This is a genomic window from Pseudomonas sivasensis, assembly GCF_052938085.1.
Genome location: NZ_CP176442.1, coordinates 2,402,347 through 2,423,066, shown reverse-complemented (window position 1 = coordinate 2,423,066; position 20,720 = coordinate 2,402,347). Strand labels below are relative to the sequence as shown.

Annotated in this window: 20 protein-coding genes and 1 pseudogene; 9 read left to right on the top strand and 12 right to left on the bottom strand. The window is 54.4% G+C overall.

Features of this window, described 5'->3' with window-relative positions; translation table 11 throughout:
• Positions 1-79 precede the first annotated feature (79 nt).
• Entirely contained in the window at positions 80-286 is a 207-nt protein-coding gene (locus ACKZ62_RS11315; protein WP_447096671.1) for a helix-turn-helix domain-containing protein, read from the top strand.
• A gap of 142 nt (positions 287-428) precedes the next feature.
• Here the strand turns inward: ACKZ62_RS11315 and ACKZ62_RS11310 are convergent, their stop codons facing one another.
• From ACKZ62_RS11310 to ACKZ62_RS11290, 5 genes and pseudogenes are all read right to left on the bottom strand, one after another.
• Positions 429-839: a hypothetical protein gene (locus ACKZ62_RS11310; RefSeq protein ID WP_447096670.1), complete on the bottom strand. Its 411-nt coding sequence runs from the start codon at positions 837-839 to the stop codon at positions 429-431.
• 1 nt (position 840) lies between these two features.
• Entirely contained in the window at positions 841-3,132 is a 2,292-nt protein-coding gene (locus ACKZ62_RS11305; protein ID WP_447096669.1) for a hypothetical protein, read from the bottom strand.
• Complete coding sequence (locus ACKZ62_RS11300; protein ID WP_447096668.1) at positions 3,125-4,777, bottom strand: hypothetical protein; 1,653 nt, start codon at positions 4,775-4,777, stop codon at positions 3,125-3,127. The genes ACKZ62_RS11305 and ACKZ62_RS11300 overlap by 8 nt, the downstream gene beginning before the upstream one ends.
• Positions 4,774-5,868 carry a tyrosine-type recombinase/integrase gene (locus ACKZ62_RS11295; RefSeq protein ID WP_447096667.1) on the bottom strand — a complete coding sequence of 365 codons (1,095 nt, stop codon included), beginning with the start codon at positions 5,866-5,868 and terminating at the stop codon, positions 4,774-4,776. The genes ACKZ62_RS11300 and ACKZ62_RS11295 overlap by 4 nt, the downstream gene beginning before the upstream one ends.
• Before the next feature lie 303 nt (positions 5,869-6,171).
• Positions 6,172-6,300, bottom strand: a pseudogene (locus tag ACKZ62_RS11290) (tRNA 2-thiocytidine(32) synthetase TtcA); the annotation flags it as partial.
• 266 nt (positions 6,301-6,566) lie between these two features.
• On the opposite strand from ACKZ62_RS11290, the gene ACKZ62_RS11285 reads away from it, so the two are divergent.
• Together ACKZ62_RS11285 and ACKZ62_RS11280 are read left to right on the top strand one after the other, a co-directional pair.
• Positions 6,567-7,169: a Yip1 family protein gene (locus tag ACKZ62_RS11285; protein ID WP_032889661.1), complete on the top strand. Its 603-nt coding sequence runs from the start codon at positions 6,567-6,569 to the stop codon at positions 7,167-7,169.
• A 128-nt stretch (positions 7,170-7,297) separates the two neighbouring features.
• Positions 7,298-7,792 (top strand): SprT family zinc-dependent metalloprotease, encoded by a 495-nt coding sequence (locus ACKZ62_RS11280; RefSeq protein WP_032890037.1) that lies wholly within the window; start codon positions 7,298-7,300, stop codon positions 7,790-7,792.
• Between the two features lie 96 nt (positions 7,793-7,888).
• Here the strand turns inward: ACKZ62_RS11280 and ACKZ62_RS11275 are convergent, their stop codons facing one another.
• The gene (locus ACKZ62_RS11275; protein ID WP_447096666.1) at positions 7,889-9,064 is read right to left on the bottom strand and encodes a CaiB/BaiF CoA transferase family protein; all 1,176 of its coding nucleotides are present in this window, start codon (positions 9,062-9,064) and stop codon (positions 7,889-7,891) included.
• A 157-nt stretch (positions 9,065-9,221) separates the two neighbouring features.
• Here ACKZ62_RS11275 and tusD point away from each other — a divergent pair, with 157 nt between their 5' ends.
• The 6 genes from tusD to ACKZ62_RS11245 all read left to right on the top strand — a co-directional run bounded on the left by tusD (position 9,222) and on the right by ACKZ62_RS11245 (position 12,658).
• A complete protein-coding gene (gene tusD / locus ACKZ62_RS11270) occupies positions 9,222-9,614 on the top strand; it encodes a sulfurtransferase complex subunit TusD (RefSeq protein ID WP_032890039.1) in 393 nt (130 codons plus the stop codon).
• A 1-nt stretch (position 9,615) separates the two neighbouring features.
• On the top strand, positions 9,616-9,966 hold the full coding sequence (tusC, locus tag ACKZ62_RS11265; RefSeq protein ID WP_032889665.1) for a sulfurtransferase complex subunit TusC: 351 nt from the start codon (positions 9,616-9,618) through the stop codon (positions 9,964-9,966).
• Positions 9,966-10,244, top strand: a complete 279-nt coding sequence (gene tusB, locus ACKZ62_RS11260; protein WP_032889666.1) for a sulfurtransferase complex subunit TusB — start codon at positions 9,966-9,968, stop codon at positions 10,242-10,244. The genes tusC and tusB overlap by 1 nt, the downstream gene beginning before the upstream one ends.
• The gene (locus ACKZ62_RS11255; protein WP_032889667.1) at positions 10,241-10,576 is read left to right on the top strand and encodes a TusE/DsrC/DsvC family sulfur relay protein; all 336 of its coding nucleotides are present in this window, start codon (positions 10,241-10,243) and stop codon (positions 10,574-10,576) included. The genes tusB and ACKZ62_RS11255 overlap by 4 nt, the downstream gene beginning before the upstream one ends.
• On the top strand, positions 10,573-11,574 hold the full coding sequence (locus ACKZ62_RS11250; RefSeq protein WP_032889668.1) for a glycosyl transferase family protein: 1,002 nt from the start codon (positions 10,573-10,575) through the stop codon (positions 11,572-11,574). The genes ACKZ62_RS11255 and ACKZ62_RS11250 overlap by 4 nt, the downstream gene beginning before the upstream one ends.
• 88 nt (positions 11,575-11,662) lie before the next feature.
• On the top strand, positions 11,663-12,658 hold the full coding sequence (locus ACKZ62_RS11245; protein WP_179178799.1) for a glutathione S-transferase family protein: 996 nt from the start codon (positions 11,663-11,665) through the stop codon (positions 12,656-12,658).
• A gap of 116 nt (positions 12,659-12,774) precedes the next feature.
• Here ACKZ62_RS11245 and cysG read toward each other — a convergent pair whose 3' ends face one another.
• The 6 genes from cysG to ACKZ62_RS11215 are packed head-to-tail and all read right to left on the bottom strand — an operon-like array spanning position 12,775 to position 20,273.
• Positions 12,775-14,169: a siroheme synthase CysG gene (gene cysG, locus ACKZ62_RS11240; RefSeq protein WP_032889670.1), complete on the bottom strand. Its 1,395-nt coding sequence runs from the start codon at positions 14,167-14,169 to the stop codon at positions 12,775-12,777.
• Positions 14,170-15,450: a serine--tRNA ligase gene (gene serS, locus ACKZ62_RS11235; protein ID WP_032889671.1), complete on the bottom strand. Its 1,281-nt coding sequence runs from the start codon at positions 15,448-15,450 to the stop codon at positions 14,170-14,172.
• Positions 15,451-15,466: 16 nt separating this feature from the next.
• Complete coding sequence (crcB, locus tag ACKZ62_RS11230) at positions 15,467-15,841, bottom strand: fluoride efflux transporter CrcB (protein WP_032889672.1); 375 nt, start codon at positions 15,839-15,841, stop codon at positions 15,467-15,469.
• The gene (locus tag ACKZ62_RS11225; RefSeq protein WP_032889673.1) at positions 15,841-17,163 is read right to left on the bottom strand and encodes a replication-associated recombination protein A; all 1,323 of its coding nucleotides are present in this window, start codon (positions 17,161-17,163) and stop codon (positions 15,841-15,843) included. The genes crcB and ACKZ62_RS11225 overlap by 1 nt, the downstream gene beginning before the upstream one ends.
• A gap of 23 nt (positions 17,164-17,186) precedes the next feature.
• Entirely contained in the window at positions 17,187-17,810 is a 624-nt protein-coding gene (lolA, locus tag ACKZ62_RS11220) for an outer membrane lipoprotein periplasmic chaperone LolA (protein WP_032889674.1), read from the bottom strand.
• A gap of 54 nt (positions 17,811-17,864) precedes the next feature.
• Positions 17,865-20,273 carry a DNA translocase FtsK gene (locus tag ACKZ62_RS11215; protein WP_032889675.1) on the bottom strand — a complete coding sequence of 803 codons (2,409 nt, stop codon included), beginning with the start codon at positions 20,271-20,273 and terminating at the stop codon, positions 17,865-17,867.
• Between the last annotated feature and the right edge of the window lie 447 nt (positions 20,274-20,720).

The window sequence follows — 20,720 nt, the reverse complement described above, 5'->3', positions numbered from 1 at the left end:
ACAAAAATACGGATTATAGTCCGTGGCCGATTCGTCCGCAAACGATCGATAGTCCTTCCTCATGTGTGTCGAGGCGGCTATGGGGAATCTGGCAAAAGAATTGGGGAAAAAGATCAGGCAAGCGAGGAAAGCGAAGGGCATATCGCAAGACATCTTCGCTCTGATTTGTCAAGTAGACCGTAGCTATATGGGACGAATTGAACGGGGCGAAGTCAATATTACGGTCGAAAAGCTATACCAAATTGCCGAAAGCCTAGAGTGCAGACCCGCAGAACTATTACCGTAGAAGATTTTACGAAAGCTGAAGTATTAGAATACACAAACTTAATTGTTACATGCTAATTGAACCACCAGTTCCCCCAAAAGTAAAACCAGCCACATTCTAAAAAACACCTAAATAGACATAAATAATTTAAATAATCTACATATCAGTCTTTTTGTATTTCCTCAGGCCTCCTTTTCACTAAAGCATAGAGATCCAGATTGGGAATTGTTTCCGCATTTAAAAGAATCCTTTCAATCATTCGAAGTTGTTCAGCATTATTTTTCTTTAGGACTTCCACCTCAGCCTTCAGGTTCTCTATCTGTTCGACCAGCTTCACATCAGAAGCCGTGATTGTTGTGTAGAGCGATGGTGACGCGCCCCGAAGCTGCGCTTTTTTATTTTTATATGACGTACTTATACCGACGTAGGTGCAGAGAGTTTGCCTTGTCGTCTTTATTGCGAGTTCAAGTTCAACCCTTGTTACCAGTGCATCCCAAGTAAGTTTACCTGTCCATTTGGTGAGCATAATCTCTATCTTACGTTGTGCCTGGGCAGATATTTTTGGTTCAACCACGTCATACCTCCTTATTGTTCAGGCCGAAAGACGACAAAAGATAACGTAACTGAGGATTGGTATCCGTATTAGAGTTCGTAGATTTATCTTCGATCAAACCTTTTAAACGCGCCTCATAATCCGGGAGCGCGCACGAAGCTTTCTTTATGACCTTCGTGCTTAAATCAATTAAATTGAATTCAGAGTCTTTTTTTGAGTAGCGAATTGTTGTACCTACAGGACAACTTTTCATCAGATCAATCAACATTGAAAGAACTCGAACATTTCGAGAGTGGATAACATACCATTTTTTCATTGCCGAAGAAGTTGATAAACGAGTATCACCCGTTACCGACTCTAACCGTGCATTTTGAAATCCTAAATCTTTCTCAAAAAGCTCGATAGCACTCTCATCACCTGCAATATAACAAGCCTCAGTACACAGAAAACACTGGGAGATGAAATCATTCAAATAATTGCAGGGATTAATATGTAGATTTTGACTACAAAGTCCCGTAGAGGTGATCGAGGCCGGTAGATTCGTAACTGTTGCAAGCTGCTCCTTAGAATAAGTTCGAATTGAGCTTTTGTCGAACTCAGGCGGATTCACTATTGCGCTTACTCGGCTTGCTTTTATGTCATCACTAGTATGGATATAAGTATGAGTTTGCTCAGAATTTTTCCTACCTGACCAAGCAGTAATAATTTCAACTGGGATATTACTTAAATCAGCGAGAGTATTTGTTAGGTGCCGCAACTGATTTGGTGTCAGCCGAATCTCTGAGGAATATCCATAGTCAACGAAAATCGAATCCCCGACTCCCTGAGGGGAAAGTCGAGATAAAGTCGAGCTTCCTAATGAGACCAAAGGGACAACCGCGTAATTCGTTTTCTTAAGTGTCCTTCCACCTCCCCCTGGATTTTTTGAATCTCCATAAAACCAACTTCCTAAGAAACAAAACATAGCATTTTTAAGCTTGATGCTCGATTCACCGTTAGAGAAAGAAAAAGGAAACTCAGGTAGAAATTCTTTTCTATAAAAAGACACCCACCAATTTTGCAATTCTTCCACCGTCACGACATCTCTATCAGCAAATATCTTTGGTAATTGCGTATATCCGAATAGATAGGGCAATGCGGATAGTTTAGTCTTCTTCGAATTCGACACAGACAACTGATCATCAGGGCGCAAAGAAAAAATTGGTTTATTTTCAAAAAAACGACCTCTGTGATTAGCATGAGTACTCGTTAAGTCAGTTCCTTTTTTTAATACCGGAACGCAATCATCTACACCATAAAAGCCTAGTGCATAACCCAACGTAAAAAGATTTGGTTGTTGAGTCAGAGACAAGTTTTTCTTTAGATCTGCTTCAATCTCGAAATCTCCAAGCAACCTTCTCCAATTCCCAGAAGGCTTTTCATAAAATCTGCAAAGTATTCTGGCGGGTTCACAAGCTTTGAAAAAAAAGTTAACGGCTTTGTTAATTGACTCAGCAAGCGCAGACAGTACGTGATTCCGAGTATTTTTGTAGCCTTTGCTTCCAATCCAATTAAGATAATAAACGGGCTCCCCACCGCCTTCTGAGTGAGACTGAAGTACTTGTTTAGGCAAAACTGGAATTTCAGCAGAGGTACGGTTAGGTGATGCAAGAGATAGAAGGGTAAAAGTTAAAACCATTGCATCATGGATTCTTACGTCCTTACCAGGGAGAATAGCTCCTTTATCATCGACATTTTCGAATACTGTCGAAAAAATATTACCTAAGGCTACTACTGCACTGATATCAGGAAGTTTTTCCCGTTTCTTATCGAAACTTGCATGCCCAGTCCTATCTCGATCATCAGTACCCTGTAAATCAATCTTTCTCATCAATCCCTGATCAGCACAGAAATCAAAAAACGGGCGCAGACGGTCAATAGTCCTACTTCCTAAGCAAAGACTGCGAACTGAAGACTCTGATTGAATGTAAAGATCGCCATCCATACGTGAAAGCATCTTTCTGGCAGCAGATGTTCGAGCTTTTTTTTCACTGACAGACAAATTTGTATTGATTGTTTCGATAACCCAAATTTTTATCAGATAACTATAAGGATAAGGAAGAGCGTCGCTAGACAGGTTACCGGAATTCCTACCCTTTTTTCCATGTATCCCGCAGAGGAACCTATTATTACGGCCACTATTTGGATCAATGTGATGCCAGACCAAATCATCGAAATCTGCCTTTTCTCCACTAGGGCTCTCAAATTGTATGAATTCCGATTCACGATACAAACAGATTAGTGATTCCAATCTGTCTAAGTATTTATTAATCATCTATTGAGCGCTGCATTGCAAGAGTCTCATCGCACACGGCAATAGTCAACTTAACCCAAACAATCTGCCGCTCTAGTTTTTCGATGCTTCGAGTATGAAGCGGATTGAGTAAAGCGTTACGATTTACCGTAAGCTTATCCTCCGCCGCTTCTAAGACTGAACTGTGATCTGCCTCAAGTATTGGAAGGAAATTAGGACACCCATAACAACCCAACGGCCGCCCCATGACTGTGGAACAGGTATGACATACACGCTCATTTCGCGCGCCACCAACAGGGCTGAAATTGTGATCAACTATAACTTCATCTCTTTCCTTGATCAAAGCTAAGGAACCGCTAAACGCAGCCTTAAGAAATTCGTTGCCTATATATTTTGAGTCAATCTCCCGTCTAGACTTATAATCCAAGTCAATGTAGTGCCGTGCAGCTGGCACAGTTACACCGGTTATTTTAGCCAATTGCGCAGCAGAGAGTCCATCTTGCGCACCTCGAGTTAATACGGTATGACGAACCCTATTAGAACTGGCTATACAATCCGGTACGCGATCAGAGCTGGGACGAACGCACCTGATGGCATTTGTGATGGACGATTCCGATACATGGTAGGCAGTAGAGCGGGAAGAAAAAAGACTTCTTAAGAACTCTAAAGACTCAATTTCCAAAGAAAAAAGTTTTACATCTGGAAACATAGGAATATCGTTCATTAATTTCAGAAGTTCGGTATCATCAACGTCAATCTCCGATGATGTCATAAGCAGCTTGAGCCCCTTGAGAACTATCCCCTTAAACTCAATTAGCACTTTTGCTAAATCTTCAGAAATATACAATGGATATCTCTCGGGACGCTCCCGTGAAAAAAGCATTCCCGTGGACTTAGCGATGTACACTCTAAGTTGAAGCGTCTCTCCCCCCAAGCTGCCTATCTCGTCCACACTAAGTATTGCCGCATCGTGAAAACTTGAACCTGAGGGAATCAAATCTGACCATTTCAAAAGCGCAATCTGAATTGGCCGACGTACAATGGAGACCAACAACTTAGTCGTCACCATATTTTTGAGAACACCATAACGCATCGATGACTGGTAAAAGGAAAGTTCTTGCTCAGCACTCCACTTGAATTGCTGAAGGTTTTCATTGATTTTCTTCGCCAACGAATCAAACTCTACATCGTTAAAAGCACCTGTGGACAAATCAAGTGGATTAACGCTAGTTTTATCCAGATGCTCTCTTGTGAATTTGTGGAAGCCATGAAATTTCTTATGCGCCATTCTTGATAGAGTACCAAAAAACTGATTAAGAGCCTTTTTCTGATGCGTACCCAACCCACTCCATAACGCCTTAACTTTATCTAACGGTGGTATACCACCCAAGACAAATGGCCTTATGTTGGTAACAACACCCGATGCAGTGCTTGCAGCCTTGGTTCTTACGTAATAGACAAACACATCCAAAATCAACTGTTTTTCAGTTTCTGTCATGTCCGAAGCATGAACCCAACCAACGCTAACCCTCGCTCCTTTCCCCTTATTTGGAAGTATTACCCATTCATCATCTAAAGCATTAACAATCAAACCAGACTTGGCTGTAAACAATGAAGGCGCTTTATCAACTTCATTTATCGATATCGATTCGTCTGAGTCGTTCATTTTTTTTGCGCCATACGTTGCTGATGCGCTATCGACAGTTCCCTTGCTACAAGCGCCAAGCGCTTATCATCGTATACGTCGACCATTGTGCTATTTTGCGACCACCCCATCGCATATTTTCTAGTGTCCTCACGAAGAACCGGATCAGTTCCAACACGATCCGCCTCTTTATCAAAAATCTCATTCCATTTATGGCGGAGCATATGAGGATGGACATGAAACCCCAAAGCCTTAGAAATGGTCTGAAAAATTGAATTTATCGACTTTAAGGAAAGTGGTTGGCCTGCAGTTCCTTTAGAATCATTTTCACTGATTAATAAAAAATCATGATATTGAGCCCGAGAAAATTTTGACCGAATCTGATCAATATAGAACTTAACATGAAACATCAAATCCTGGCCAACCGTAGCCAGATGCGCCTTAGTCTTTTGGTTGGGTTTTTCTGTACGAGGGTCTGTCGGGTCGTTTCCCGAGCGGTATATAGATACCTGATCATAAGTTCCGTAAAAATGAAAGTCTGATACCTTTGACTTCGCTAGCGCGCCTCTCCTGATACCACAGCAAATTAACAAATTAACTATTAAGTAATTTCTAATTCTTGACCCTTTGAATGGATTATTAGGCGAAGATGGAAAAATCATTTCCAACAATTTCGTGAAAACCTCATCAGGAATCACAGATTCGTCAGCCCCCTTTATTTCTTGTCCATGATTTCGCCCAAGATCTTCTTCATCTAGTTTGATTTTTGAAATCAGCTTATCGAATCGATCATTCAGATTTTCTTCAATACCGTATACACCATGAAAATGTTCAAACAGCCATGTAATAAAACATCTCAGCCTTCTGATTCGACCTTGCAAAGTTTCATTTGATACCTTCGCCATCCCTTTCTGATTGGCAACAATAACATTACGGAGGTGTTTATCGCTTACTCGAAACTCTTTTATACTTAAACTTGAGTCAAACGCATCCTTGATTAAGCAACACGCGTCATAAAACCGCATATACTCTTTCTGCGATATCAACTTTCCAGACGCAATTCGTGCCGAAAGATTTATTTTTTTTTCAAAAAAGAACTGAAGTACGAACATCAGTTCATTCGCGTATCTAAGTCTTGTATTTGGTGCTTTAGAAGACAGAGGACCATTCAAATAACACGAGACATACGGATCGAACGGACAATCCGAATCATCGACTATGGACACGAAAGGTATCGAATTATATTGGTACTGTCTGACTTTCATTGACAAAATACCTCGTCCAATAACCAATCAGTGAAGATTAGTACGAAAGAGAGCTTTGTCAAGTTAGAGGGAGGGAGAACTGATATCTGGCGGGCTTTAAAGGCAAGAACTAAGGAATTTTCTGTTTTACAAAATAATCTTTGCTTATAATTTTCCGCCGGAGAGGCAGACCATGACCTTGTCGCCATCCTCGATCATGTTGAAATCGGCGACTGCTTCACCCGCCAAGCGACGCAGGCGTTTTTGCAGTTTGTTCTGGTTGACCGTAAGAGTGCCCATGGCGATTGGATCCGCTGGAGGTGTGTGACGAAAAGCCGGGTATCTTACCGATGTCGAGTCCACACATTCAACGTGGCCCCGCATTCCAATCTGCGATTAGGCCCACTGTTTACAGTGCGATTTGCTCTAAAGGCCCTACAGTTATTCCGGTCATCCCTTCCTATACTGCGACGTGAGGTCGCACATCTATATCCAGACCTTTCAGGCCAATTGGCCCGTGGGCGCTCCGATGGGGGGCGATGGTAACAACGACAGGAGTGACTGGCATGATCCATCACGTCGTGGGGCTGTTTACCCATCCCGACCAGGAATGGCGGGAAATCCGTGGCGATAAAGAAGAAAGCATCGGCCACATGTACCTCACTCACACCCTGATTCTCGCGGCAATTCCCGCAATATCAGCGTTTATCGGCACCACCCAGGTGGGCTGGGTCATCGGCAATCGCGCGCCGGTGATGCTGACCCAGGAAAGTGCGTTGTGGATGACCATCATGTCGTACGCAGCCATGCTTGGCGGCGTGGCGGTGATGGGCGCGTTCATTCATTGGATGGCCCGTACCTACGACGCCAACCCCAGCATGGCCCGCTGCGTGGCCTTTGCGACCTACACCGCGACGCCGCTGTTTATCGGCGGGCTGGCGGCGCTCTACCCGCACATGTGGCTGGGTATGGTCGTGGGCACAGCGGCGATCTGCTACACGGTGTACCTGTTGTATGTGGGGCTGCCGACGTTCATGAACATCGATCCGGACGAGGGCTTCCTGTTTTCCAGCTCGGTACTGGCCGTAGGCCTGGTGGTGCTGGTGGCGATCATGGCGTTTACGGTGATCGTCTGGGGCCTGGGCGTAGGGCCGATCTATACCAACTGAACTGCTGAAACCGTAGGCAAGGCCACCGCAAGGTGGCTTTGTGCGTTATGCATGACCATTCGGCGCCTGACAGATTCGGAAACACTCAGCTTTGCGGCATACTGGGCATCTCTGGAGATATGTACAGCATGCCCGAGCAACTCAATACCCGCGTCGAAGATTGTTTCCTGCAAGCCGAATCCTTTTTCAAACGAAGCTTCAAACGCCCCCAGGTCAGCCTCAAGCTGCGGGGCCAGAAAGCCGGTGTCGCGCATTTGCACGAGAACCTGCTGCGCTTTAACCCACAGTTGTACCGAGAAAACAGCCAGCACTTCCTCAAGCAGACCGTGGCCCATGAGGTGGCGCACCTGATCGCCCACCAATTGTTTGGTGAACGCATCCAGCCCCATGGCGAGGAGTGGCAGTTGATCATGCGCGGGGTCTACGAACTGCCGCCGGACCGTTGCCATACCTATGCCGTGCAGCGGCGCCAGGTGACCCGCTATATTTACCGCTGCCCATGTGCCGACAGCGACTTTCCGTTTTCGTCGCAGCGCCATGGCATGGTGGCTCAGGGGCGGCGTTATCTGTGTCGGCGCTGTCGGCAGACATTGGTGTTTACCGGCGAAACCCGGGTGGAATAAAGGCCTCATCGGGAGCAACCCCCTTCCCACATTTTGATCGTATTCACAGGCCTGAATGTGGGAGGAGGCTTGCTCCCGATAGCGTCCGCCCAGCCACTACATAATCACCTTGGAGCTGCGCAGCTCGCTGATGCGCGGCGGGCTCAAGCCCAGCTCCGCTAACACTTCATCACTGTGCGCGCCCACGGCGACGCCAATGTGCCGGGGCGCTGGCAACCCTTCCGAAAATTTCAACGGGCAGGCAATCTGCGCCTGGCTCGAGCCATCGCCTCTGGGCACCTGGCTGACCAGCGCCCGCGCCTTTAACTGCGGATGGGCCACGGCTTCGCTGAGCGTCAGCACAGGTTCAACGCAGGCATCCACCCCGGCAAACAGCTCGCACAATTCCTCGAAACTGCGCTTCTCGAACTCCACCTGCAAGGCCTTCTTAAGCGCCGGCTGCCGCTCTGGCTTCAAGCCCTGCGCGGCCAGCTCCGGGCGCCCCAGCGCTTCACACAATTGCTGCATAAACGCCGGCTCCAGGCTGCCCACCGACATCCAGCGCCCATCTCGCGAGCGGTAGTAATCGTAGAAACTCCCGCCATTGAGCACATGGCCTTCCCATTCCGGCTCCGCACCACAGGCGAGGTAACCCGCCCCAGCCATGGCATTCAAGCTGAACGAGCAATCGGTCATGCTTACATCCAGGTATTGCCCGACGCCACTTTGCTGACGGGCGATAACGGCAGCCAGCAACCCCACCACCGCATGCAGCGACCCCCCGCCCACATCCGCCAACTGCACACCCAACGGCAGCGGTCCGCTGTCCTGGCGCCCGGTATAGCTGGCCACGCCTGCCAGTGCCAGGTAGTTGATATCGTGGCCGGCGCGATCCTTATACGGGCCGGTCTGGCCATAACCGGTGATCGACACATAAATCAGCCGGGGATTAATCGCCTTCAAGGCCTCATACCCCAGGCCCAGGCGTTCCATCACGCCGGGGCGAAACTGTTCGAGCACGATGTCGTAGTCTTTGACCAGCGCCCGCACAATGTCCAAGGCCTCGACCTGCTTGAGGTCCAGCCCCAGGCTGCGTTTATTGCGATTGAGGTAGGCATGGCTTGCCGAGGTGCCCTGATCATGGGGCGGCAAGACCCGCAGCATGTCCAGGCGCGTGGGCGATTCGATACGCAGCACTTCGGCGCCCATGTCCGCCAGCATCAACGAAGCAAACGGGCCGGGCAGCAAGGTGGAAAAATCCAGCACTTTGAGGGACGCCAAGGGACCTGACATGGGGACTCCACTTTCGGTTCGAATGCCCACAGACTAGGCAGCCTTGCGCCTACCGGCAATCGTCAGAACGATCACCGACAGTGACCGTTTTGATCACGGCGGGCTTTTTCGCGACGGCGGCTTTATCATTGGCCTACGTTTGCTTGCCGAGTGTTCCATGAAGTTCGCGATTGCCCTGTATTCCGCCGCCCACGCGCCCTCTTCGCGCCGCGCCTTGCTCTTCGCCCAGGCGGCGTTGGCCGGTGGGCATGAGATTGTGCGGTTGTTTTTTTATCAGGATGGCGTTTACAGCGCGTCCAACAACCTCGTAGCGCCCCAAGATGAGCAGGACATTGCCCGCCAATGGCGTGAGTTTGTCAGCACTCATCAGCTCGACGGCGTGGTATGCATCGCCGCCGCCCTGCGTCGTGGCGTGCTCAACAGCGAAGAGGCCACGCGCTATCAACGCAGCGCAGTGAACCTGGATGCACCATGGACGCTGTCAGGCCTGGGGCAATTGCATGATGCAATCCAGGATGCCGACCGCCTGATCTGTTTTGGAGGGCCGTGAAATGTCCAAATCCTTATTGCTGATCAGCCGTCAGGCGCCGTGGTCCGGCCCGAGCGCACGGGAAGCGCTGGATATCGTGCTGGCGGGTGGCGCCTTTGATCTGCCCATCGGCTTGCTGTTCATGGATGACGGCGTGTTCCAGCTCGCGCCGCACCAGAACGCCAAGGCCGTGCAACAAAAGGACCTCAGTGCCAACCTGCAGGCATTGGAGCTGTTCGGCATCGATGATGTGTTTGTCTGCCGCCACAGCATGGCCGTGCGTGGCTTGACGCCGCCAACCGAAGCGCAACCGTTGAGCAACGACGCTATTTCCCAATTGATTGACCGTTACGACCAGGTAATTACCCTCTGATGTCGACTTTACACGTGGTGTCTCACTCCCCGTTTACCGATAGCCGCCTCGATAGCTGCCTGCGTATCTGCGGCGCCGAGGACGCGATCCTGCTATGCGGCGACGGCGCGTACGGGCTGCACGCCCCAGCCCTGCAAACCAAGGGCGTGAAGGTCTTTGTGCTGGCCGAAGACATGCAGGCGCGCAACCTGCCATTACCGGACTGGGCCGACAGCGTGGACTATCCCGGTTTCGTGCAACTGTCGATCGACTACGACAAGGTCAACACCTGGCTATGAACACCCTGACCGTGGGCGAGCGCCGCCTCGAACTGGACAAGGACGGCTACCTCGTCGACCTGAACGACTGGTCCACCGAGGTGGCCAACGCCCTGGCCACCGCCGAAAACCTGGTATTGACTGCGGCGCACTGGGAAATCCTCGAACTGTTGCGCGGCTTTTACGCCGAATTCCAGCTGTCCCCAGCCACGCGCCCGCTGATCAAGTACACCGCCTTGAAGCTAGGCCCGGACAAAGGCAACAGCCTGCACCTCAACCAATTGTTCAACGGCACTCCCGCCAAACTCGCCGCCAAGCTGGCGGGCCTGCCCCGGCCGACGAATTGCTTATGACCGACTTCTCCCCGCTGACCCTGCAAACTCCTGCCGAGCACCCATTTGCGCAATTCGTACGCATCCTGGGCAAAGGCAAGCGCGGCGCGCGTAACCTCACCCGCGAAGAAGCCCGCGAAGCCATGGGCATGTTGCTCGACGAAAAAGTCGAAGACACCCAACTGGGCGCCTTCCTGATGCTGCTTCGGCACAAGGAAGAAAGCCCGGAAGAACTCGCCGGTTTCACAGAAGCCGTGCGCGAGCGCCTGGATGCCCCCACACTGAATGTCGACGTCGACTGGCCCACCTATGCCGGCAAGAAACGCCACCTGCCGTGGTTCCTGCTGGCAGCCAAATGCCTGGCGCAGAACGGTGTGCGCATCCTGATACACGGCGGCGGCGCCCATACGGCGGGCCGGCTGTACACCGAGCAGCTGCTGGATACCCTGCACATTCCCCTGTGCCGAAACTGGCAACAGGTCGGTACGGCGTTTGAGCACGCAAACCTCGCATTTATCCCGCTGGGCGACTGGGCACCACAACTGCAACGCATGATCGATTTGCGCAACACCCTGGGCCTGCGCTCGCCGATCCACTCGCTGGCGCGGCTGCTCAACCCGTTGAATGCTCGTTGCGGCTTGCAAAGCATCTTTCATCCCGGCTACCAGGGCGTCCACCGCGATGCCAGCGGGCTGCTCGGGGATAACGTGATTGTGGTGAAAGGCGACGGTGGCGAGATAGAGATCAACCCCGACACTATCAGCCACCTGTACGGCACCACCGGCGGCGAGAGCTGGGATGAAGAATGGCCCGCCCTCTCCGCCCAGCGCCACGTCAAGCCGGCAACGCTGGAGCCTGAGCACTTGAAGGCCGTATGGCGCGGCGATGCAGAGGACAGCTACCCGCAGCTGGCGCTGATCGCCACCATGGCCCTGGCCTTGCGCGGCCTTGGCCACCCGCGGGAGCAGGCGTTCGAACTGGCGCAGCAATATTGGGAAGCACGGGATAAATCGATTTAATCGATCATTCATCCGCAGTCTTTGCGCTTTTAGTTCGAACTCATCCCTTTAGACTGGGCTCCAACGCTTATTAGCCAAGGAGCCAGTCATGGGTTTGCTGATCGAAGGACACTGGAAAGACCAGTGGTACGAAAGTAGCGCAGACGGCGCTTTCCAACGGGAACAGGCACAGCGGCGCCACTGGGTGACCGCCGATGGCCAACCTGGCCCGAGCGGCGAAGGCGGCTTTAAGGCCGAGGCCGGTCGTTATCACCTCTATGTGTCCCTGGCCTGCCCATGGGCGCACCGCACGCTGATCCTGCGCAAGCTCAAGGGCCTCGAAAGCCTGATCGATGTGTCCGTAGTCAGCTGGCTGATGCTGGAAAACGGCTGGACCTTCGACAAGGCCCACGGCTCGACCGGCGATAAGCTGGATAATTTCGAATTTATGCACCAACGCTACACCGCCGACACAGCCGACTACACCGGCCGCGTGACCGTTCCGGTCTTGTGGGACAAGAAGCTCAAACGCATCGTCAGCAATGAATCGGCGGAGATCATCCGCATGTTCAACAGCGCCTTCAACGGACTGACTGGCAATACCCTGGATTTCTATCCCGACTCCCTACGTACAACTATCGATGAGCTGAACGAGCGGATCTACCCGGCCGTGAACAATGGCGTGTACCGCGCAGGTTTTGCCACCTCACAAAAAGCGTATGAAAGCGCGTTTGATGATGTGTTTGCTGAACTGGACCATCTGGAACAGCACTTGGGCGACCATCGCTACCTGGCCGGCGAGTACCTGACCGAAGCGGATGTGCGGTTGTTCACCACGTTGATTCGTTTTGATGCGGTGTATTACAGCCATTTCAAATGCAATCTGCGGCGGATTGCGGATTATCCGAATCTGTCGAATTGGCTGAGGGAGATGTTTCAGTGGCCGGGGGTGGCCGAGACGGTGGATTTTGAGCACATCAAGGGGCATTACTATGCCAGTCACCGCACGATCAACCCGACGGGGATTGTGCCAAAGGGGCCGTTGCAGAGGTTTGATGCTGGGCACGATCGCCAGCGGTTGAGTGGCGAAGGCGTCTGGCGCTGACTCAGGAAATGCGCTGTGTGTGATGGCCTCATCGGGAGCAAGCCCCCTTCCACATTTGGAACTGTGAACACAGTAAAAATGTGGGAGGGGACTTGCTCCCGATGTTTTTAAAAGGCTCAGACCTGAGACTGGGCGCCTTCAAACCACTTCAGCTTCTCACGCAACACTACCACCTCACCCACGATCACCAGCGTCGGCGCATGCACTTCATGCTCCGCCACCATCCGCGGCAAGTCCGCCAGCGTGCCGGTGAAAACGCGCTGGTTGGAGGTGGTGCCCTGCTGGATTAACGCCGCCGGGGTATCAGAAGCACGGCCATGCTTGATCAGTTGCTCGCAGATAATCGGCAAGCCAATCAAGCCCATGTAGAACACTAGGGTTTGCGACGGCCCCACGAGATCACTCCAAGGCAGATCCGACGTCCCGTTCTTCAAATGCCCGGTGATAAAGCGTACTGACTGCGCATAGTCACGGTGGGTCAGCGGAATACCCGCATAGGCCGCGCAGCCGCTGGCCGCCGTGATTCCTGGTACCACCTGGAACGGGATGCCATGGGCCGCCAGTTCTTCGATCTCTTCACCACCACGCCCGAAGATGAACGGATCGCCACCCTTGAGGCGCAGCACGCGTTTGCCTTGCTTGGCCAGGTCCACCAGTTGCTGGTTGATCTGGTCCTGCGGCACGGCATGGTCTGCGCGACGCTTGCCGACATACACACGTTCGGCATCGCGGCGGCACAGGTCAAGAATCGCCGGGGCGACCAAGCGGTCATAGAGCACCACGTCCGCTTGCTGCATCAGACGCAGCGCGCGGAAGGTCAACAGATCGGGGTCGCCCGGGCCTGCGCCCACCAGGTAGACCTCACCCGGCGCATACGGCGGTGCGCCGTTGACCTTTTCAATCAGTAGACGCTCAGCCTCATCACCCTGCCCGGCCAACTGGCGGTCGGCAATCGGGCCCTGGAACACTTCTTCCCAGAACGCACGACGTTGCTGCACATCCGGATACAAGCCTTTGACCTGGGCACGAAAACGCGCCGCTAACCCTGCCAACTGGCCATAGGTGGACGGAATCCAGGTTTCCAGCTTGGCGCGGATCAAGCGTGCCAGCACCGGCGCATCGCCGCCGCTGGACACCGCAATCACCAAGGGAGAGCGGTCGACAATTGCCGGGAAGATCACACTGCACAAGGCCGGCGCGTCCACCACATTGACCGGTACACAGCGACGCTTGGCATCACTGGACACTTGCGCATTCAGTGGCTCGTCGTCGGTGGCGGCGATGATCAGGGTGCAACCATCAAGGTCGGCCTCCTGATAACCGCGCACAATCAGTTCCCCGCCACTGCCCAGCACCAATTCACGCAACTGGTCTTCGATCTGGGGAGCAACCACCCGCAGCACCGCACCGGCGTCGGCCAGCAGCCGGGATTTGCGCAAAGCAATCTCCCCGCCACCAACGACCAACACACGGCTGCCGCGCAGGTTATGAAACAGCGGCAGAAATTCCATTTAGCCGATGACCTCAACGCCCGCCATGTAAGGCTTGAGCACTTCAGGTACGCGGATCGAACCGTCAGCCTGCTGGTAGTTTTCCAGCACGGCAACCAGGGTACGACCTACAGCCAGGCCCGAACCGTTGAGGGTGTGCACCAGTTCCGGCTTGCCGGTTTCCGGGTTACGGAAACGCGCCTGCATGCGACGGGCCTGGAAATCACCGCAGTTGGAGCACGACGAGATCTCGCGGTACTTGTCCTGGCTCGGCACCCACACTTCCAGATCGTAGGTCTTCACGGCGCTGAAACCCATGTCGCCGGTGCACAGAGCCAGCACTCGGTACGGCAGCTCCAGCAGCTGCAGCACGCGTTCGGCGTTGGCGGTCAGGCCTTCCAGGGCTTCCATGGAGGTCGACGGCTCAACCACTTGCACCATCTCGACCTTGTCGAACTGGTGCTGGCGGATCATGCCGCGAGTATCACGACCCGATGCACCGGCTTCACTGCGGAAGCACGGGCTGTGGGCCACGAACTTGAGTGGAAGTTGCTTGGCATCGAGGATCTCGCCAGCGACGATGTTGGTCAGCGACACTTCAGCAGTCGGGATCAGGTACAGATCGGCTTCACCATCGCGGCTGATCTTGAACAGGTCTTCTTCGAACTTCGGCAACTGGCTGGTACCCATGAGCGCCGGACCTTGAACCAGGTACGGGGTGTAGGCCTCTTCGTAGCCGTGCTCGCCGGTGTGCAGGTTGATCATGAATTGCGCCAAGGCACGGTGCATGCGCGCAATCGGACCGCGCAGCAACGCAAAGCGCGCGCCGGACATCTTGGCGGCGGTTTCGAAATCCAGGCCACCGGTCAATTCGCCCAGGGCGACGTGGTCCTTGATCTCGAAATCAAAGGCTTTTGGCGTGCCCCAGCGGCGCACTTCGACGTTGCCGTCTTCGTCTTCGCCAACGGGCACAGACTCGTGCGGAATGTTGGGGATGCCCAGCAGGATCGAATCCAGCTCGGATTGGATCTTGTCCAGCTCGACCTTGCCGTCGGACAGCTCGGTGCCCATACGCTCGACGTCCGCCATCAGCGGCGCGATGTCTTCGCCGCGCTGCTTGGCCTGACCGATGGATTTGGAACGCGCATTACGCTCAGCCTGCAGTGCTTCGGTGCGGGTCTGGACGGTCTTGCGCTGTTCTTCCAGCGCTTCGATGCGCGCAACATCCAAGGCAAAGCCACGGGATGCCAGGCGGTCCGCTACGTCCTGAAGGTTGCTACGTAACAGTTTGGAATCGAGCATGTCGGTCTCTCGTTTATCAAAGTTTGGTCAAGGACAGGCCAGCCCAGGTGGCGAGCAGCCCGCCGAACACGCTGATGCCCAGGTACCCAAAGGCGACCAGGGCCTGCCCGCTTTCCAGCAAGCGCAGCGTATCCAGTGAAAAGGATGAAAAGGTCGTCAGACCGCCTACAAAGCCGACAATCAAGCCGGCACGAATTTCAATCGGTATTTCCGGGCGCAACAGGAACCAGCCGTACAGCAACCCAATGATCAAGCAGCCAACAAGGTTGACCGCAAGGGTTGCGGCATAAAAATGCTTAGGCCAGTTGGCGCTCACCCAAGTACCGGTGGCGAAACGCAATAATGTACCAGCGATGCCGGCTGCGGACACGGCAAGAATCGTCTTGAGCACTACTTTCTCCGCTGTTTGGGGCTGAGGCGATCGAGTTGGGCCAGGTGATTGAGTTTTTCACCGATTTTCAGCTCCAGGCCACGGGGCACCGGCTGGTAGAGCGGCAATGGCTCAAGCTCATCTGGGAAGTAGTCTTCGCCGGCGGCATAGGCGTCCGGCTCATCGTGGGCATAGCGGTATTCATCGCCGTAGCCCAATTGTTTCATCAATTTGGTCGGCGCATTGCGCAGGTGCAGCGGCACTTCAAGGGAGCCGTGCTCGGCGGCAGCACGTAGCGCCGCCTTGAAGCCCATGTACACCGCGTTGCTTTTCGGCGCGCAGGCCAAGTAAGTGATGGCCTGGGCCACCGCCAACTCACCTTCCGGGCTGCCGAGCCGCTCCTGCACGTCCCACGCCGCCAGACACAGGCTCAAGGCGCGCGGGTCAGCGTTGCCAATGTCTTCGCTGGCCATGCGTACCACGCGGCGCGCCAGGTACAAGGGGTCGCAGCCGCCGTCGATCATCCGCGCAAACCAATACAGCGCGCCGTCAGGGTTGGAGCCGCGCACAGATTTGTGCAGCGCCGAAATCTGGTCGTAGAACGCTTCGCCGCCCTTGTCGAACCGACGACGAGTGTCGCCGAGCAGGCTTTGCAACAGATCGACGCCAATCTCGCTGCCATCCTCGGCCAGGTCCGACGCATTCTCCAGCAGGTTGAGAAAACGGCGACCGTCGCCATCGGCAGCGGTGAGCAGGATCTTGAAGCCTTCTTCGCTGACGCTCAGTTGGCGCTTGCCCAGGCCCTTGTCTTCACTCAACGCGCGGTGCAGCAGCTTTTGCATCGCTGCTTCATCGAGGCTCTTGAGCACATACACTCGCGCTCGCGATAGCAAGGCGTTGTTCAATTCGAAGGACGGGTTTTCGGTAGTGGCGCCGATAAAGATCAGCGTGCCATCTTCGACATAAGGCAGGAACGCATCCTGCTGCGACTTGTTGAAGCGATGCACTTCGTCGACAAACAGGATGGTGCGCTTACCGTATTGCCCAGCCTGCTGCTTGGCCACTTCCACCGCCTGGCGGATTTCCTTGACCCCGGCCAGCACCGCGGAAACCGTTTCGAAGTGCGCATCCGAGACTTTCGCCAGCAGCCGCGCCAGAGTGGTTTTACCCACGCCCGGCGGGCCCCAGAAAATCATCGAATGCAGCGCGCCCTGCTCCAGGGCTTCGCGCAAAGGCTTGCCGCGAGCGAGCAGGTGTTCCTGACCGACGTACTCATCCAAGTTGGTCGAACGCAAACGCGCGGCCAGGGGTTGGGCAATCGGGTCACTTCGAAACAGATCCATGGGCAGCGTTTGAAACCTCTGGTTTATTCTTGGATCACGTCGGCACCCTTGGGGATGTCGAACTTGAACTTGGAAGCAGGCACCGGCTCGTTGGCCTTGACCCCGGAGAACAGGATATCGGTGCGTTGGCCGACGCTATCGATCAGGCGCATGTTATTGATCACGCCGTTACCGAAAGACAGGTGCAGGCTGTCAAACAGCGTGTCCTTGGACTTCGGCTTGAGGGTGAATTCGATCACGTTGCTGGTTTGCTTGGAGGTGATGTCGAAGCTGTCGTTGATCTTCGACACATCACCCGACAGCAACAGCGCAGGCGTCTGATTCAGGCGCGGGTCGAGCTTCTTGATAGTGGCCTGTTCCAGATCCGGGTCCCACAACGTGACCTTCTGGCCGTCGGAGACGATGGTCTGCTCAGCCTTCCCTTCGGTGTGCCAGTAGAACAGCCCCGGACGCTGCACAGCCATTTCGCCTGCCGTTTCCTGCAAACGGGTACCGCCGGCATCCAGGGTCAGTTGGGAGAAGCGCGCGGTCAGGGTCTTGGATTTGTCCAGCAGGTTAGTCAGGCTGGCGACAGAGGCCGGGTCAGCGTGAGCCGAAACAGCGGTCAGGGCCAGTGCCGGCAACAACAGCATGCGGATAAAGCGCATGGGAGTCCTCATTGAGTCGTAAGGGCGCGCCGCGTGCTGCCACGCGGCGCGGGATCAGTCGCGCATCTGCCCAGGGGCAATGACTTCACGCGAGCCGTTGGTGTTCATTGCGGTGACGACGCCGGCGTTTTCCATCGCTTCGATCATGCGGGCGGCGCGGTTGTAGCCGATTTTCAGCTTGCGCTGAACTGCAGAAATCGACGCGCGACGGCTTTCCAGCACAAACGCCACGGCTTCGTCGTACAGGGCGTCGGTCTCGGCATCGTCGTCGCCACCGCTGCTGCCACCGTCGAAACCGCTGCCAGCTTCTTCGACGCCAGCGAGGATGTCGTCGTTGTATTCGGGTGCGCCGCGCAGCTTCCAGGCTTCCACCACGCGGTGCACTTCATCATCGGAAACAAAGGCGCCGTGTACGCGAATCGGCAGGCTGGTGCCCGGTGGCATGTAGAGCATGTCGCCGTGACCCAGCAGTTGCTCGGCGCCGCCCTGGTCGATGATGGTCCGCGAGTCGATCTTGCTCGATACCTGGAACGCCATGCGCGTCGGGATGTTGGCCTTGATCAGACCGGTGATCACGTCCACCGACGGACGCTGGGTGGCGAGGATCAAGTGAATACCTGCTGCCCGCGCTTTCTGGGCGATACGCGCGATCAGCTCTTCAACCTTCTTGCCGACGATCATCATCATGTCGGCGAACTCGTCGACCACCACCACGATGGTCGGCAGCTTGCTCAGCAGCGGCGCTTCGTCGTGAATGCTTTCGCGTTTGTACAGCGGGTCGGTCAGCGGTGTGCCGGCGTCCTGGGCTTCCTTGACCTTGGCGTTGAAGCCCGACAGGTTACGTACACCCATCTTCGCCATCAGCTTGTAGCGGCGCTCCATCTCGGCAACGCTCCAGCGCAGGGCGTTGGCCGCGTCCTTCATGTCGGTGACCACCGGGCACAGCAGATGTGGAATGCCTTCGTAGATCGACAGTTCAAGCATCTTCGGGTCGATCATGATCAGCTTGGCGTCTTCCGGGCCGGACTTGAACAGGATCGATAGGATCATCGCGTTCACGCCCACCGACTTACCGGAACCGGTGGTACCGGCGACCAGCAGGTGAGGCATTTTCGCCAGGTCAGTGATAACCGGCTTACCGCCGATGTCATGGCCCAGCGCCAGGGTGACCGGCGATTTGAAGTTGTCGTATTCCGGCGTCGACAGTACTTCGGAGAAGCGCACGATCTGGCGGTCTTCGTTGGGAATCTCGATACCCACGGTGGTCTTGCCGGGGATCACTTCCACCACACGCACGCTGGTCACGGCCAGGGAGCGGGCCAAGTCTTTGGCCAAGTTGGAGATGCGGCTGACTTTCACACCAGCGGCCGGCTGAATTTCGTAACGGGTAATCACCGGGCCAGGGTGGATCGAGTCCACCGACACTTCGACGCCGAATTCCTTGAGCTTGATTTCCAGCAAGTGGCCGACAGCCGCCAGTGATTCGGGGGAATAGTTGAGCTGTTTCTTTTCGGCCGGGTCGAGAATCGAGATCGGCGGCAAGGTGCCTTCGACAGCGCTATCGACAAACAACGGCGCCTGTTTCTCTTTCTGTACGCGATGGCTTGGCTCGGGGGCCTTGGGCGGCGCAGGTGCAATCACAGGCGGCACCTGCTTCTCGCGGTCGGACATGTGCTTGCTCAGGGCCTGTTCGCGTTCGATCAGACGCTCCTTGACCTTGGCCTGTTCGCGGCGATCCGGTGTGCTTGGGGCTACGACTTCGTTGACGCGAGTATCCACCTCACGCAACTGAGCCACCATGCGTTTGCGGTCAACACGAGCGGACCACCAACGGTTGGCGGCGCCCTGGAATAATTCGAGCAGGTCGAGGGTGATCTTGCCTGTCACGTCCATCACCTTGAACCACGAGAGGTCGGTGAACACCGTGAGGCCGAACAGGAAAAGCGCAATGAACATCAGAGTGCTGCCCTGGATATTCAGGGTCTTGCGCGCCAGGTCGCCGAGGCTTTCGCCCAAGGCCCCGCCCGCGCCCGCCGGCAAACCGGTGGGCGCATGGAAATGAATATGGGCCAGCGCCGCGCCGGAGAGCACCAGGAACACCAGACCGATCAGGCGCCAGGAGAACAGCCAGCCGCTCCACTGCCACGGCTCGTGACGCTGACGGAAGATCTGCCAGGTCTTGATCGCCAGCAGCAACGGGAAGATGTAAGCAAAGTAACCCAGCACCATGAAGAGGATGTCGGCGCTGTAGGAACCCACCGGACCGCCGAAGTTTTGCACATCGTCTATCTTGCTGTTGTGGCTCCAGCCCGGATCGTCCTTGCCGTAGGTGAGCAAGGCCATCATCAGGAACAAGCACAGCGCGCCGATAGCGATCAGCGCGCCTTCCTTGAGTCGATAATGCAGGTGCTGGCGCCAAGCCGGCACGACTGCTGCTTTAGGTGTTGCGGCGGATTTCTTCAAAACGGGTCTTTTCCTGCGCCTTTAGCGCGTCCATCTGTTGAATGACTGCAAATACTGCCCAATCCGAGCAGTTGAAAAATAAACGATCGTCGTTGAATCTACGTTTAACACTGGGCAATTGCTGAATGAAAGGACGATAACGCCACAATGGCCGCATTGTACGGGTTTGTACCCCCGATGCCACGCCACTTGGCTTTCTTCAGGCAGCATAGCCAATTGTGTGTCACGACATGTTCAATTTGAGCATGCATTGTCTTTGCTGACAAAGGCTTATGAACTGTTTTTACTAATCCAGACAAGCTTGGCAAATGGCCTGCATGGGCCGGCCCCGAATACGACCACACCCCCGGCATAGAGTTGCAGAAACACCCGCTCACGCTAATACGCATCAATGGCTGATTCAAGCTGGCCCGATGGCGCTGCGTCGACAATAATCAGCACTACCGA

Excerpts from the sequence above, each read along its gene's own strand:
- ACKZ62_RS11280 (WP_032890037.1), top strand. The coding sequence starts at position 7,298 with ATGCCCGAGCAACTCAATACCCGCGTCGAAGATTGTTTCCTGCAAGCC.
- lolA (WP_032889674.1), bottom strand. The coding sequence starts at position 17,810 with ATGCGCTTTATCCGCATGCTGTTGTTGCCGGCACTGGCCCTGACCGCT.
- ACKZ62_RS11255 (WP_032889667.1), top strand. The coding sequence starts at position 10,241 with ATGAACACCCTGACCGTGGGCGAGCGCCGCCTCGAACTGGACAAGGAC.
- ACKZ62_RS11295 (WP_447096667.1), bottom strand. The coding sequence starts at position 5,868 with ATGTTCGTACTTCAGTTCTTTTTTGAAAAAAAAATAAATCTTTCGGCA.
- ACKZ62_RS11300 (WP_447096668.1), bottom strand. The coding sequence starts at position 4,777 with ATGAACGACTCAGACGAATCGATATCGATAAATGAAGTTGATAAAGCG.
- ACKZ62_RS11315 (WP_447096671.1), top strand. The coding sequence starts at position 80 with ATGGGGAATCTGGCAAAAGAATTGGGGAAAAAGATCAGGCAAGCGAGG.
- tusC (WP_032889665.1), top strand. The coding sequence starts at position 9,616 with ATGTCCAAATCCTTATTGCTGATCAGCCGTCAGGCGCCGTGGTCCGGC.
- ACKZ62_RS11250 (WP_032889668.1), top strand. The coding sequence starts at position 10,573 with ATGACCGACTTCTCCCCGCTGACCCTGCAAACTCCTGCCGAGCACCCA.
- cysG (WP_032889670.1), bottom strand. The coding sequence starts at position 14,169 with ATGGAATTTCTGCCGCTGTTTCATAACCTGCGCGGCAGCCGTGTGTTG.
- ACKZ62_RS11245 (WP_179178799.1), top strand. The coding sequence starts at position 11,663 with ATGGGTTTGCTGATCGAAGGACACTGGAAAGACCAGTGGTACGAAAGT.
- ACKZ62_RS11285 (WP_032889661.1), top strand. The coding sequence starts at position 6,567 with ATGATCCATCACGTCGTGGGGCTGTTTACCCATCCCGACCAGGAATGG.
- tusD (WP_032890039.1), top strand. The coding sequence starts at position 9,222 with ATGAAGTTCGCGATTGCCCTGTATTCCGCCGCCCACGCGCCCTCTTCG.
- ACKZ62_RS11275 (WP_447096666.1), bottom strand. The coding sequence starts at position 9,064 with ATGTCAGGTCCCTTGGCGTCCCTCAAAGTGCTGGATTTTTCCACCTTG.
- ACKZ62_RS11305 (WP_447096669.1), bottom strand. The coding sequence starts at position 3,132 with ATGATTAATAAATACTTAGACAGATTGGAATCACTAATCTGTTTGTAT.
- ACKZ62_RS11225 (WP_032889673.1), bottom strand. The coding sequence starts at position 17,163 with ATGGATCTGTTTCGAAGTGACCCGATTGCCCAACCCCTGGCCGCGCGT.
- serS (WP_032889671.1), bottom strand. The coding sequence starts at position 15,450 with ATGCTCGATTCCAAACTGTTACGTAGCAACCTTCAGGACGTAGCGGAC.
- tusB (WP_032889666.1), top strand. The coding sequence starts at position 9,966 with ATGTCGACTTTACACGTGGTGTCTCACTCCCCGTTTACCGATAGCCGC.